Consider the following 13,675-nt stretch of genomic DNA (forward strand, 5'->3'; position numbering starts at 1 on the left):
GTCGACGCGAATCAAAAGCGAAGCCAACGCAAAGCGCTAAAAGTACCCAATGCTGCCTTTGCAGCATCAAACGGATTCAAACGTCAATCGACAACCGCGGGCCCGATGCAATGCGCCCGCGGCCGCAACAAACTTCCCTCCTCGATCTGCTCCATCGAATGCGCCATCCATCCCACGCTTCGCGCGATGGAGAACAACGCGAACGCCGCACCCTCCGGTAACTCTCAATGCCCAACGAGCGCAGCCAGCGCGACGTCGATCACGGGCTTCCTGCCTGTCAGACGCTCGGCTCAATCGATCAAAGCACGCGCCACATCGGATGCCTCGAAAGCGCATAAAAGATCCGCGCGGGAATCGCCCTGCGGATAAGGCTCGGCGTGACGCGAGGCATGCCAAGCGCGCGCAAGACGCATACGCATCGGACGAGCAGCGAAAGCAAGCTCGACAAAGCTGCTCGCGAGCCGGCCGATAAGTTCGGCGGCGCACTAGAACATGCCTGCGAAATCGGCATATCGGTTTGAGTACGGAAGAAACGCGCCAAGCGATGGCCGAACGTAGTCGATGCGCTGGCCAAGCATTCCAACATTGCCAGGCCGCGCGATGAATCGAAACGACGTGCGGCGCGTATCGCCTGACGCCGGACGCCACAATCAGTGCGAACGCCCCGCCTTTGCAATCATCACGCCGCGTCCATCGCGCGGCTTCATGGCCGCGAAGAAGACGAGCGCCGCGGCCACGACCGACATCGCGGCGAGCCCCGTGAGGCCGCCTTCGATCGATCCCGTCTTCTGCTCGAGAAAGCCGAAGGTCGCGGGCGCCACGAAGCCGCCGAGATTGCCGAGCGAATTGATGAGCGCGATGACCGGCGCCGCGATGCGCGCGTCGAGATAGCCTTGCGGAATAGGCCAGAACAGCGACGACGCGGCCTTGAAACCCATCGCCGCAAAACAGATCGCCACGAACGAAAACACCGCGCGGCCCTGCCCCGCCGCATACATGCCCAGCGCGGCGATGATCAACACCACCGCCACCCACGCCTGCTGAAATTTGAAGCGCGCCGCGAGCATGGCGAAGACGTACATCGCTGCAATGGAGATGATCCACGGAATCGAATTGAAGAGCCCGACCTGGAAGTCGTTGAAGTGCCCCATCTTGCGGATGATGCTCGGCAGCCAGAACGTTGCGCCGTAGATCGTCAGCGACACGGAGAAGTAGATCAGGCAGAAGATGAGAATCTGCGGATCGCGCAACAGGCTCCACGTGGATGGCTTGACGGTATGCGACGCGTCACGTTCCACTTGTTCGCGCTCGATCTCGTCGATGATCGCGTCCTGCTCCGCACGCGTGAGCCACTTCGCATCGCGCGGCTTCGAATCGAGCCAGAACCACACGAAGGCCGCGAGCACCACGGAAGCGGAACCTTCGATCAGGAACATCCACTGCCAGCCATGCAGACCCATGCCGTCTATCAGCATGAGCGCGCCGGAGATCGGCCCGGATAGCACCGAAGCCAACGCGGAGCCGCTCAAGAAAATCGCCATGGCACGGCCACGCTGATTGCTCGGCAGCCAGCGCGTGAAGTAGAACACCACGCCGGGAAAGAAGCCCGCTTCAGCCGCGCCGAGGACCAGGCGCATGATGTAGAACGAAGTCTCGCCGCGCACGAAAGCCATGCCGACCGCCGCCAGTCCCCAAGTAATCATGATGCGCGTGAGCCACGCCTTCGCGCCGAAGCGCTGCAACAGCATGTTCGACGGCACTTCGAACACGGCATAGCTCACGAAGAACAAGCCCGCGCCCAGTCCATAAGCCGCAGCGCCGATCCCGAGATCAGCGCTCAGATGCTGACGCACGAAACCGATGTTCACGCGGTCGATGTAATTGACGATGAACATCACGACGAAGAGCGGCAGGATATGCCACTTGATCTTGCTGACGGCGCTCGTCAGTGGATTCGTCGGTTCATCCGCGCGATCTGGCGTCGAACTGCTCATGGGCTTGTCTCCTCGTTGATCGTGCGTGCCGCTCAGAAGCGCGGATTCTTGCCGGTGAATTCCGGCTGATATTTGCGCATCTGCTTGAGGTCGTCACGATTGCGCACGCCGCACGAGAGATATTGCTCATGCAGTTCCGCGAGCCTGTCGCGGTCTAGTTCGACACCGAGACCCGGCGTCGTCGGCACGCGCACCGCGCCGTTATCGAACTTCACCCGACCGCCCTTGATGACTTCCTCTTCCTGCCACGGATAATGCGTGTCGCATGCGTAAGTGAGATTGGGGATACTCGCGGCGACATGCGTCATCGCCATCAGGCTGATGCCCAGGTGCGAGTTCGAGTGCATCGACATGCCAAGCTCCCACAGGGCGCACATGCGTGCAAGCGTCTGCGTCGCGCGCAGGCCGCCCCAGTAGTGATGATCCGACAGCAGCACCTTCACCGAGCCCATTTCGCAGCCGCGCCGGAAGTCGTCGAAAGTCGTGATGACCATGTTGGTCGCAAGCGGCAACCGCGTGTGCTTGGCGAGTTCCGCCATGCCTGCGAGACCCGGACACGGGTCTTCGTAGTATTCGAGCAGTTCGTCGAGTTCGGGCGCGGCCTCGATGCTCGTTTCGAGCGTCCAGTTGGCGTTCGGATCGAGCCGCAGCGGCGTGCCGGGAAAAGCCTCGGACAGCGCGCGCATGCAGGCAATTTCATGCTTCGGCTCGAATACGCCGCCCTTGAGCTTGATACTCTGAAAGCCGTACAGATCGATCATGCGGCGCGCCTGCGCCACGATCTGTTGCGGGCTGATGCCTTCGCCCCAGGCATCCGGCGCATACGGCTTGTCGATGTGTTCCGCATACTTGAAGAAGAGATAGGCGCTGTACGGCACCGCGTCGCGCACCTTGCCGCCGAGCAGATCGACGACAGGCGCGCCGACCATTTGCCCTTGCAGATCGAGCATCGCGACTTCCAGCGTGCTGATCACTTTCGACGCGTTCTTGGCCGTGTGCGAGCCGGGTGCGAGTTCGAATTCCACCGCGCCCGGGCTTGGCTTGATGCTCGCACGCACGCGCTCCTCCATGCGGTTCAACTCAAACGGCGAGAGTCCGATGGCCAGTTCCTTCGCTTGTTCCAGCACGCGCAGCATCGGCTCATCGCCATAAGTTTCGGAGGTACCGACGCGCCCGTCGCTCGTTTCCAGTTCGACGATGGCGCGCAACGCCCACGGCTCGTGAATACCGGCCGCGTTCAGGAGCGGACCGTCGCGAAAGGCGATCGGCGTGATGCGGACTTGCGTGATGGTGACGCTGCGGCTCATGGGAATCATCCGGGAGTGGAATCGATGTCCGCATCATAAACACTAATATATTAGTGCGTCAGTGGGGAAAGTACCCATCGTCACTGCCGCGCCATACGGCCGGAAATCGCTCTTGCAGGCCTTAAAATCGCGATATCGCAATCAAACAGTCCACCATGAAACTCATCGACGCCCCGGCTGCGGCAACCCGACAAGGCCTCGACCGGTCGCGCCACGCCGCGCCGCAAGTGTTCGAGCAGTTGCGCGCGCGCATTCTTTCGCTCGAACTCGCGCCGGGCACGGTGCTGTCGCGCGCCGATCTCGCCGCGCGTTATGGCCTTTCCCAAACGCCCGTGCGTGACGCGTTGATGAAGCTGGGCGAGGAAGGTCTCGTCGACATCTTCCCGCAGCACGCCACCGTGGTTAGCCGCATCAGCGTGACTTCGGCGCTGCAAGCGCATTTCCTGCGCCGCTCGATCGAGCTGGAAGTGGTGCGCACGCTGGCGAACGCGCGCAATGCCGAGTTGGTGGAGCGGCTGCGCACGACCATCGAGAAGCAGATGGAGCTGCGCGACCTCAAAAACTACGAGCAGTTCTCGCTACAAGACCAGGCGTTTCACCGGCAGATGTACGAAGCCGCCGGCGTGCCGCAGTTGTGGGATCTGGTGCGCCGGTTGAGCGGCCATATCGACCGGTTGCGGCGGCTGCATTTGCCTGTCGAGGGCAAGACGCTTGCCGTGGTGCGCGATCACACCGAAATCGTCGATGCCATCGCGAATGGCGACGCCGAAGCCGCCGACGCCGCGTTGCGCAAGCATCTGTCCGGCACGCTGCATCAGATCGATCAGATTCGCACGCGTCATCCGACCTTTCTGGCGGACGACTGAGCGCGCTACCAGCACGCGTCGCCAATAGCGGTCAGCTTGTCGCGTCCGGCGACCTTCGCGCGATACAGCGCCTTGTCCGCGCGTTGCAACGCATCCTGAAAGCCTTGCTCGCCTTCGCTCACCTGCGCGACGCCGATGCTCATCGTCCATTCCGGCATGCCTTCCGTGAACGAGCGGCACGCGCGATGAATCTGGTTGGCGCACGCCTGTGCATAAGGCGCGCGCCATTCCGGCAGGATCGCGATGAACTCGTCGCCGCCCAGCCGCCCGAACTCGCCGCCGAGCGAGCCGACTTCCGCGCCCGCCAGACGTGCCAGTTCCATCAGCACGTTATCGCCCGCGAGATGGCCGTGACGGTCGTTGATCTGCTTGAAGTGATCGAGGTCGATGGCGAGGATGGTTGCGCCCGGCGCGATCAACGGCCGCGCGTGTTGCTCAAAGCCCGCGCGATTCCATACGCTCGTCAGCGGATCGCGCAACGCGGCGTCGCGCAGACGCTGCTGCGCGCGTTCCGCCGGAATCGCGAGCAGGCCAAGATTGAGCACGGCCAGAAGCAGTTGATCCGAAAGCATTGGAATGACCGCGAGAAAATTCACGCGCGAGTCGCCCCACGCCAATGCCGCGAGCGTGATCGCGTAACCCGGCAGATAACCGAGCATCGCAAGACCGGCGATGCGCCCGCCCCGGCTCCTCAGGCGGCGCGCGTCCAACACGAGCATGGCGCCCGCGATCAGCGCCGATATCGCGATACCGATGGTATCGCCCGCGCGCGTCCAGGCGAACACCGCCGGCCGTGCGCCGAACATCCACGTGGGAAGCACGTGGACCAGCACGGAGCCCGCGATGGGCGCGAGCATCCACCAGCGAAAAGGCGGCTTGCCGTCGAACGCGCGCATGCCCGTGATCAGCAGCATATTGCTCGCCGCCAGGCCGCCCAGCAGCAGGCCATCTAGGAATAAACGGTCTTCCCAAAACTCGAAGCCGACCAGAACCGCCGCATAGAGAAACGCGCTCGCCGACCAGTGCGCGAAGTAGCGTTCCGCGCGCGGTTCGAAGCGCACGAGCGCAAAGACGAGTCCGAACGCGCTGCTCGAAAGCACGCTGCAAAGACGTAGGGTTTCGGTGTCGGGTGTGGGGAACATGACCGGGCGACGCGGCCTGCGCGCGCGAGGGAGAAGGACACCGGTATATCGGCAGCCAAATCGTGGAACTTGAGCCACGGCGCGACGTTTTCGTGCGGCATAACCCTTGCTCGCCTTCAAGACGCCAAATCAACGAAACCAAGGAGGGGCACACGATGAAACTCTATTACGCACCCGGCGCATGCAGTCTCGCGGATCACATTGCCATGCACGAGGCAGGGCTCGATTTCGAACGCGTGAAGGTCGATCTGAAGACCAAGCTGACTGAAGACGGCCGTCCATTCGACGAGATCAACCCGAAAAGCTACGTGCCGGTAGTCGAATTGGACGATGGCCGCCGTCTGACCGAAAACATCGCGATTCTCTCGTGGGTCGCGCGTCAAAAGCCCGCGCTCGCACCATCCGACGATGAAGGCGGCACGCGTCTGCTCGAATCGCTCGCCTTCATCTCGACCGAAATCCACAAGCAGTTCGGCCGCGTGTTCCGCCCGACATCGGACGCGGAAGCGTCGGCGGCGCGCGAGAAGATCGGCCAGCGTTTTACGCTCATCGACAAGATGATGAAAGGCGACTATCTCTTCGGGGAATCCGCAAGCGTCGCGGATGCTTACCTTTTCACGATGCTGACATGGGCCAACAAGATGAGCATCGAAGTGCCGGCAAAGCTCAAGGCGTTCTACGAGCGCATGCGCGAGCGGCCCGCTGTCAAGCTCGCCCTCGAACACGAAGGCATTTCGCTTTGAACCTGACCATCTAACCAAATACGAAATCAGGTAAGAAGCATCGTTGAAATGATCGGTTTGCGATGACCGCAAGCAAGGCGAAGATGGGCGACTCCGCTTTCGAAACACTTCGTCCATGCTCCTTTCCGCCATCGCCACCAACACACCGGGGCGGCGCGCATGAACGCGTTGCCCCGGCGCCTGCCCGCCTCGTTCCCTGACGTTTTCCGCGAATCTTCGGCCGGTCGCCTCGACAACCGGCTGTGTGGGCGCGCGCGCCGCGTACTTTCCAACCATTCATCGGAGTAAGCCATGAGCAGCACATTCAAGGACCAGGTTGTCTGGGTGACGGGCGCTTCCGGCGCGCTGGGCGCGGCCACCGCGCGCACGCTCGCCGATGCGGGCGCGACGGTCGTCGCATCGTCACGCAGCGTCGATGAGCGATTGTTCGCAGCGTCGCCGAACGTGGTCCCGCTCAAGGTCGACATCACCGATGACAAAAGCGTGAAGGCGGCGTTTGCGCAGATCGAAGAGCGCTTTGGGCGCCTCGATGGCCTCGTCACCAGCACCAACGTCTCCACTTTCGGCGACTTCCTCGAACTCACCGACGACGACTGGCAAAGCGTGATCGATGCCAAGCTGCTCGGCTCGGTGCGCCCGATTCGCGCCGCCTTGCCACTCTTCATCAAGCAAGGGCGCGGCGCGATCGTGGCGATCTCGGGACGCGGCGGCATTGCGCCGCCGCCGAATCATTTCCCCGGTTCGAGCGTAAACGCGGCTATCGATCTGCTCGTGCAAGGTCTCGGCCGCCGCTACGGTCCGCAAGGCGTGCGCGTGAATGCCGTCGCGCCCGGTCCGATCCGCTCGCCGCGCTTCGATGCGCTCGCCGGCGCGCAAAGTCAGAACGAGCCCACGCGCCTGACCGCGCTCGAAGGTCCCGGCACGCCGGAAGACGTCGCGGCCGCGGTCGCATATCTGCTTTCGGACGATGCCCGTTTCGTCACCGGTTCGCGTCTCTATGTCGATGGCGGCGGGCCGCCCTACGCGTAACTCGTAACGCGTGACGCATAGCGCCCGATTCGCCACGTCAACCGAAACCCATCCAAGGACCTTCTTCATGTCACGTTTCGTTTCGCCCGCGCAATTGCGCACCCTGATCGCTCAACACAATGAACTCGCGGTGCTCGACGTGCGCGAAGAAGGCGTGTCGTCGAAAAAACGCCTGTTCTATTCGTCGGTCGCGCCGGTCGGACGCCTGGGTCTCGTGATCGATCGGCTCACTCCACGGCGCGGCACGCCCGTCGTTCTCGTCGATGCCGAAGGCGCCGAGGACGGCTATGCGCAACGCGCCGCCGCATTGCTGGCGCGCTGGGGCTACACGGACGTGTCGATTTTGGATGGCGGCGTGCAAGGCTGGGCGCGCGCCGGCTTCGAAATTTTCAGCGGCACCAACGTGCCGGGCAAGGCGTTCGGCGAACTGATCGAGCATCGGCTGCATACGCCCAACATCGACGCCGAAACGCTTAAGGCGCGTCAGGATGCGGGCGACGATCTGGTCGTGCTCGACTCGCGCCCCTTCGGCGAATTCAACAACTTCAATATTCCCGGCGGCATCGACTGCGCGGGCGCGGAGTTGGTGTATCGCGCGCTTGCGGCGGCGCCTTCGCCGGATACGCTGATCGTCGTCAATTGCGCCGGCCGCACGCGCAGTATTCTCGGCGCGCAATCGCTCATCAATGCGGGCGTGCCGAATCCGGTCGCCGCACTCACGGGCGGCTCGATGGCTTGGCTGCTCTCGGGCCTCGAACTCGAACACGGCGAGATTCGCACCGCACCGCGTCCCGAAGGCGCGAGCCTCGCGACCGCGCGCGAACTTGCGGCGGCCGCCGCGCGCAAGGCGAACGTGCCCGTGATCAACGGCGAAACGCTCGCGGCGCTCGAACGCGAAAGCGGCGAGCGCACGCTGTATCGCTTCGATGTGCGCGATCCGCTCGAATACGCGGCGGGGCATCCGGCAGGCTGGCGTTCGGCGCCGGGCGGTCAACTGGTGCAGGCGACCGACGAGTACATCGCCACGCTGCATGCACGCGTGGTACTGCGCGACGACGATGGCGTGCGCGCCCGCATGACCGCGTCGTGGCTCAAGCAACTCGGCTATCTCGATGTCCGCGTGCTCGACGATGCCGCCAGCGCCGCCCTCACCCACGACGCGCTCGAAGCCGGTCCCGAGCCGTTGCGCGTGCGTCCGCATGGCGCGCGCACGCGCTGGATCGAGCCGGATCATCTGCAACGCGCGCTCGATGCCGGTCGCGCGCAAGTGATCGATATCGACGCGAGCATTGCGTATCGCAAAGGCCATGTGCCGGGCGCACGTTTCGTGGCGGCAAGCGCAGTGGAAGACCACCTGCGCTCGGGCGTTTTCAAGCGCGATGCGCCCGTCGTGCTGACTTCGGAAGATGGCTTGCTCGCCGGACTCGTCGCCGCCGAACTCGCGCCGCGCTGGCCGGAGATCGCCGCGCTCGTGGGCGGCACGGCGCGCTGGAGCGCGATTGGCTTGCCGCTCGAAACCGGCGACGCGCACAACCTGACTGGCGACGACGACGCGTGGTATAGCCCGTATCACGTCGAGAAGGAACGCGTGGCCGAGCAAATGAATGCGTACCTCGCGTGGGAGCTGCAACTGGTCGAACAGGTAGAGCGCGACGCGATTGCATCGATCGATGTGCTGGACTTCAAGACGGCCACGGACAAGCGCAGCCGCGAACGCCTGGCATCATGACTTCACCGACGATACGCCCTGTCTTCGACGGTTCGACGAGTCCCGCCGACATTCCCGGCAGCGCGCTTCACGGCGCGTTTCAGCAACCGTTGATGCTCGGCCTCTTCTTGCCGATTCAGAACGGCGGCTGGTCCATCTCGACCTTGCCGCGCTCGACCGACTGGCGCTTCGACTACAACGCGCGGCTCACGAAGACAGCGGAAGCGCTCGGCTTCGATCTGGTCTTCGGCCTCGCGCAATGGCTTGGCAAGAACGGGCATGGCGGCGCGCTCAAGTATCGTGAGCAATCGCTCGATGCGTTCATCGCGACGAGCGCGCTTGCCGCCGTCACCGAGCGCATTTTGCTGATCTCGACGGTGCATGCGCTCTATGGTCCGTGGCATCCGCTGCATCTCGCCAAGTTCGGCGCGACGCTCGACCATATCTCGGGCGGACGCTGGGGCATCAACCTGGTGACGGGTCACGTCAAAAGCGAATGGGCGATGTTCGGCCAGCCGATGATCGAGCACGACACGCGCTATGAACGCGCGGCCGAATTCGTCGCCGTGCTCGATTCGTTGTGGCGCAGCGATGCGAATCAGAACATCGATTCTCCGCACTGGCAGTTGCAGGACGCGTTCGTGAGTCCGCGACCGCGCTTTCATCGGCCGGTGCTCGTGAATGCGACCGCGTCGCCCGCGGGGATTGCGTACGCGGTGCGTCACTCGGACCTGATCTTCATCACGAGCCCCGCAGGCGCGGATTTCCACGACGCCATCGGCGCCCTGCCTGCGCATACCGCGACCATTCGCGAAGAGGCCGCGCGGGTGAAACGCAACGTGCGCACGCTCATCAATCCGACCATCGTATGCCGGCCGACCGAACGCGAGGCGCGCGAGTATCGCGATGCCATCGTCGCTCACGCCGATGAAGGCGCGCTCGACGGCTTCGTCGGCCAGCACGGCCGCAGCGACGCGAAGGCATGGGCGAATCACAAGCGCGAGCAGCGCATTCTCGGCGGCAATCTGCATCTGATCGGCTCGCCCGAGCAGATCGTCGATCAGTTGCTTGCATTGAAGCGCGCCGGTTGCGATGGCGTGCAACTCACCTTCTTCGACTTCGAACCGGACCTCGCGTATTTCGGCGAGGCCGTGTTGCCGCTTCTCGTCGATGCGGGCTTGCGACTGCCCGTGCCCGCAGCGAACTCCTTACCTCGGACGACGTCATGACCAAACATCGCCAATTGCATCTGAACACCAACATCACGGGCGTCGGGCGGCATCCCGCAGGATGGCGCACATTGGACAACCCGCGCGCGATCATCGACTTCACGTTCTTTAGGGAGATTGCAACGACAGCAGAGCGCGGCAAGCTCGACGCCGTGTTTCTCTCGGATGCGCTCGCCCTGCGCAATCACGCCGAAGGTCCGCAGCAATCATTCGAACCGACAGTGCTCCTCACCGCGCTCGCGGGCGCGACCGAGCATGTCGGTCTCATCGGCACGGCATCGACCACGTTCAACGATCCGTTCAATCTGGCGCGGCGCTTCGCATCGGTCGATCACCTGAGCGGCGGGCGCGTCGCGTTCAATGCCGTGACGACCTACGACGCAGCCGCCGCCGCGAATTTCAGCTTCAACACGCCGCTTTCCACGGAAGAGCGCTATGCACGCGCGCAAGAATTCGTGGATGTGGTGACGAAGCTCTGGGATAGCTGGGAAGACGACGCGCTCGTCGCCGATCAGGCCACGGGACGTTATGCGGACCCGTCGCGCGTGCATGCCATCGAGCATCGCGGTCAGTACTTTTCGGTGCGCGGCCCGCTCAATGTGCCGCGCAGTCCGCAAGGAAGGCCCGTGCTCGTGCAGGCGGGATCGTCCGAAGGCGGACGCGCGCTTGCCGCCCGTTTCGCCGATGCGGTCTTCACCGCGCAAACCACTCTGCCGAGCGCGCAGGCGTTCTACAAGGAGATGAAGGAACGCGTGGCGCGGCATGGGCGCAACCCCGATCACTTTCTGCTGTTGCCGGGCCTGTATCCGGTGGTCGGCGGAACCGAACAGGAAGCGCGCGCGCATAAAGCCGAACTCGATGCGCTGCTCGACACCGACCGGGAAGTCGCGCGGCTGGCCGGCGCGCTCGGGCTCTCGCCGGTTGATCTGCATATCGACAAGCCGCTGCCTTATGAGCGCATCGAAAAGGTCGTGCGCTCGGACTTGCCGCGCGGCTTCATCGACTCGACGGTTGCGCTTGCCAAGGCCGAAAACCTGACCGTACGCGAGTTGCTCGATCGCAATCCGGGCGCGCATCGAATCATTGTCGGTACGCCCGAGCAGATTGCCAACGACATCGCGCAGTGGTTCGAGGAGCGTGGCGCGGATGGCTTCAATCTCAACGCGGATGTGTTTCCGAGCGGCCTTGCGGCGTTCGTCGATCACGTCGTGCCGCTCTTGCAGCGCAAAGGCATTTTCCGCACCGATTACGAAGGCACGACCTTGCGCGAACATTATGGTTTGCCGCGTCCCGACAGCCAGTATGCAAAGAGGCGCGAGGCCGCCTGATCTTTTATCGTCCGAGCCTCTAAGGGAGTTTCATGTCTTCTACTCTGGATCAACCGACTCGCACGCAAGAAGCGCATCGCATTCGTACCGATGCAGAAGCGCTGGAAACGGCACAACGTCTCGAACATGCGTTCGCGCAGGAAGCGTCGGAGCGAGATCGCGAGCGGCGCTTGCCGCGTGAAGAACTCGAAGCGTTCAGCGCATCGGGACTGTGGGGCATCTCGGTTCCCAAGGCATTCGGCGGCGCGGATGTTTCCGTATGGACCATCGCGCAGGTCTTCGAACATATCTCGGCAGGCGATTCATCGCTCGGCCAGATTCCGCAGAATCACTTCGCCAATCTGGAACGCCTGCGGCACGACGGCACGCCTTCGCAGCAGGCGTTTTTCTTCGAACGCGCGCTTGCAGGCGAGCGACTCGGCAATGCGACGGCCGAACCCGGCGATCGCTTGCCGGGCTCGCATGAAACACGCGTGCGGCGCACGACGCGCGGGCTCGTCGTATCGGGCAAAAAGGTGTATTCCACAGGCGCGCTCTTCGCGCACTGGATACCCGTCGCCGCGCGCGATGACGATGGCTCGCCCGTGTTCGTCTACGTGCCGCGTCATGCGCGCGGCGTCGAAGTGATCGACGACTGGTCGGGCTTCGGGCAACGCACGACTGCAAGCGGTCGGGTGCATATCGACAATGTCGAAGTGGACGCGGTGCAAGTGGTGCGTCGCGAGCCAGGCGGCGAGATCGATACGGGCAACGCGGTTTCGCAGCTGATTCATGCGGCGATCGACTTGGGTATCGGCCGTGCCGCGCTCGATGAGACGAAGCGCTTCTTGCGCACGCTTGCGCATCCGGCACGAGGAAGTGGCGCCGCACATGCCACGGACGATCCGTTCACGTTGCGCGATATCGGCAAGCTGACCGTGGACCTGCACGCTGCGCGCGCGTTGACCGAGCGCGCAGCGGTGTTGATCGAAGCGGCGCGTGTGCCCGGTTCAGCGCGTGACAGAGTGAGCGCGGCCATCGTCGCGACGGCGGAAGCCAAGATTCTCACGACACACCTCGCGCTCGATGCATCGAACAAACTCTTCGAGCTTGCAGGCACGCAATCGACACTCGAAGAGCATAACCTCGACCGACACTGGCGCAATGCGCGCACGCATACGTTGCATGACAGCGTGCGCTGGAAGTATCACGCGGTGGGGCAGTATGCGCTGAACGACTTGCTGTGCGATCCCTTCAGCTACGCGCATCCTTATACGGCGGTGAAGGAATGACCAAGCGGGCGTGTTCTGCGCACGCCCGCTTCAGGTATCAACGCGCGGCGACTGCTTGCGAATCGAATACCGGATTGAACTCGATATCCACCTTGATGTTGTTCTTGATATCGCCGGACTTGTAGAGCGTGTCCGCAATCTTCTGCTCGCGCGCGACGAGCGTCTTGTCGAGCGGATAAAACACGGAGCGTCCATTTTCCGCCGAGAACTTCGCTCGTGCCGGCGACTGCTTCATTTTCTCCGCATAGATCTTTTCGACGGCCGGCACGTTCTGCGCCCACCACGTCCACGAGCTCTTGAGACGTCCCAGGAAGTCACCGATGGCCTTGCTCTTCGCGGGATCGCGCAAGACATCGGTGCGGGCCGCGAACACCGAGAGCGCTGGAATATCCAGTTCGTCGCTCTTGACGATCACGCGTGCATCGCCCTTATCGACCGCTTCCTTCACCGGACCAAAGCCACCCGAATAAACCGACACCTGTCCCGCGTTGAAAGCGGAAGCCGACACGTTGCCATCGCCGAACTTGACCGCTTGGAAGTCCTTCGGCTTGAGATCGGCCTTCACATACGACAGCACGTATTGCAGATAATTGAAGCCGCCGAAGTTGTAGCCCCAGGTCTTGCCGCGCAGGTCCGCGAGCGTCTTCACGTTGGCTTCCTTTCGAACCACGGTGACGATAGGCGGATACGCGTTATCCGGGTTGCGCCATCCCGCGATGATCTGCAAGGGCGCGGTCTCCGGCGTCCATGTCTGACGCGCATTCCCCTGTTCGATGATGAGCGAGGTATCGCCCATCAGACCCACGTCGAGCACTTTCGAATAGAGCGCGGACAGTTGCGCGGCGGGTCCCGTGAGCACGGCCCACTTGACCTTGTACGGCGCGCCATCCAGCACGTGCGATGCCTCGACGATCAATGGCCACGCGGCATCCTGCGTGCCGATCTGAATGGTGAGCGGCTCTTCCGCGAACGCCGAAGTCGATAAAGCGAGGTAGCCCGTAATGAAGAGTGCGGTTAAGCTTTTCTTGATGCGCATGAAGTGAGTGGTCGGTTAAGGA

The 13,675-nt window shown here is 63.1% G+C and carries 12 protein-coding genes; 7 read left to right on the forward strand and 5 right to left on the reverse strand.

All coding sequences use genetic code 11. From position 1 onward, the window contains the following. Window positions 1-83 precede the first annotated feature (83 nt). The 3 genes from NCT03_RS34115 to NCT03_RS15120 form a co-directional block, all read right to left on the reverse strand. Window positions 84-176 (reverse strand): hypothetical protein, encoded by a 93-nt coding sequence (locus tag NCT03_RS34115; RefSeq protein ID WP_350030150.1) that lies wholly within the window; start codon window positions 174-176, stop codon window positions 84-86. Window positions 177-650: 474 nt separating this feature from the next. Continuing rightward, window positions 651-1,994 carry an MFS transporter gene (locus tag NCT03_RS15115; RefSeq protein WP_250493003.1) on the reverse strand — a complete coding sequence of 448 codons (1,344 nt, stop codon included), beginning with the start codon at window positions 1,992-1,994 and terminating at the stop codon, window positions 651-653. A gap of 32 nt (window positions 1,995-2,026) precedes the next feature. Beyond that, window positions 2,027-3,301: a glucarate dehydratase family protein gene (locus NCT03_RS15120; RefSeq protein ID WP_250493004.1), complete on the reverse strand. Its 1,275-nt coding sequence runs from the start codon at window positions 3,299-3,301 to the stop codon at window positions 2,027-2,029. Between the two features lie 155 nt (window positions 3,302-3,456). Between NCT03_RS15120 and NCT03_RS15125 the strand changes: the two genes are divergently transcribed. Then, window positions 3,457-4,167: a GntR family transcriptional regulator gene (locus tag NCT03_RS15125; protein ID WP_250466325.1), complete on the forward strand. Its 711-nt coding sequence runs from the start codon at window positions 3,457-3,459 to the stop codon at window positions 4,165-4,167. A 5-nt stretch (window positions 4,168-4,172) separates the two neighbouring features. Here NCT03_RS15125 and NCT03_RS15130 read toward each other — a convergent pair whose 3' ends face one another. Beyond that, complete coding sequence (locus NCT03_RS15130; protein ID WP_250493005.1) at window positions 4,173-5,309, reverse strand: GGDEF domain-containing protein; 1,137 nt, start codon at window positions 5,307-5,309, stop codon at window positions 4,173-4,175. A 155-nt stretch (window positions 5,310-5,464) separates the two neighbouring features. On the opposite strand from NCT03_RS15130, the gene NCT03_RS15135 reads away from it, so the two are divergent. The 6 genes from NCT03_RS15135 to NCT03_RS15160 all read left to right on the forward strand — a co-directional run bounded on the left by NCT03_RS15135 (window position 5,465) and on the right by NCT03_RS15160 (window position 12,617). Further along, complete coding sequence (locus NCT03_RS15135) at window positions 5,465-6,052, forward strand: glutathione binding-like protein (RefSeq protein ID WP_250493006.1); 588 nt, start codon at window positions 5,465-5,467, stop codon at window positions 6,050-6,052. A 291-nt stretch (window positions 6,053-6,343) separates the two neighbouring features. Beyond that, a complete protein-coding gene (locus NCT03_RS15140; RefSeq protein ID WP_250493007.1) occupies window positions 6,344-7,081 on the forward strand; it encodes an SDR family NAD(P)-dependent oxidoreductase in 738 nt (245 codons plus the stop codon). Window positions 7,082-7,148: 67 nt separating this feature from the next. Continuing rightward, window positions 7,149-8,810 (forward strand): rhodanese-like domain-containing protein, encoded by a 1,662-nt coding sequence (locus NCT03_RS15145; RefSeq protein WP_250493008.1) that lies wholly within the window; start codon window positions 7,149-7,151, stop codon window positions 8,808-8,810. After that, a complete protein-coding gene (locus NCT03_RS15150; protein WP_250493009.1) occupies window positions 8,807-10,018 on the forward strand; it encodes an LLM class flavin-dependent oxidoreductase in 1,212 nt (403 codons plus the stop codon). Before NCT03_RS15145 ends, NCT03_RS15150 begins: the two co-directional genes overlap by 4 nt. Further along, on the forward strand, window positions 10,015-11,346 hold the full coding sequence (locus NCT03_RS15155) for an LLM class flavin-dependent oxidoreductase (protein ID WP_250493010.1): 1,332 nt from the start codon (window positions 10,015-10,017) through the stop codon (window positions 11,344-11,346). The genes NCT03_RS15150 and NCT03_RS15155 overlap by 4 nt, the downstream gene beginning before the upstream one ends. Before the next feature lie 32 nt (window positions 11,347-11,378). Then, window positions 11,379-12,617, forward strand: coding sequence for an SfnB family sulfur acquisition oxidoreductase (locus tag NCT03_RS15160; RefSeq protein ID WP_250493011.1), 1,239 nt, complete (start codon window positions 11,379-11,381; stop codon window positions 12,615-12,617). Window positions 12,618-12,654: 37 nt separating this feature from the next. On the opposite strand, the gene NCT03_RS15165 is transcribed toward NCT03_RS15160, so the two are convergent. Next, window positions 12,655-13,653 (reverse strand): ABC transporter substrate-binding protein, encoded by a 999-nt coding sequence (locus NCT03_RS15165; RefSeq protein WP_250493012.1) that lies wholly within the window; start codon window positions 13,651-13,653, stop codon window positions 12,655-12,657. Between the last annotated feature and the right edge of the window lie 22 nt (window positions 13,654-13,675).

Source organism: Caballeronia sp. GAWG1-1, from assembly GCF_023631465.1.
Taxonomy (GTDB): Bacteria; Pseudomonadota; Gammaproteobacteria; order Burkholderiales; family Burkholderiaceae; genus Caballeronia.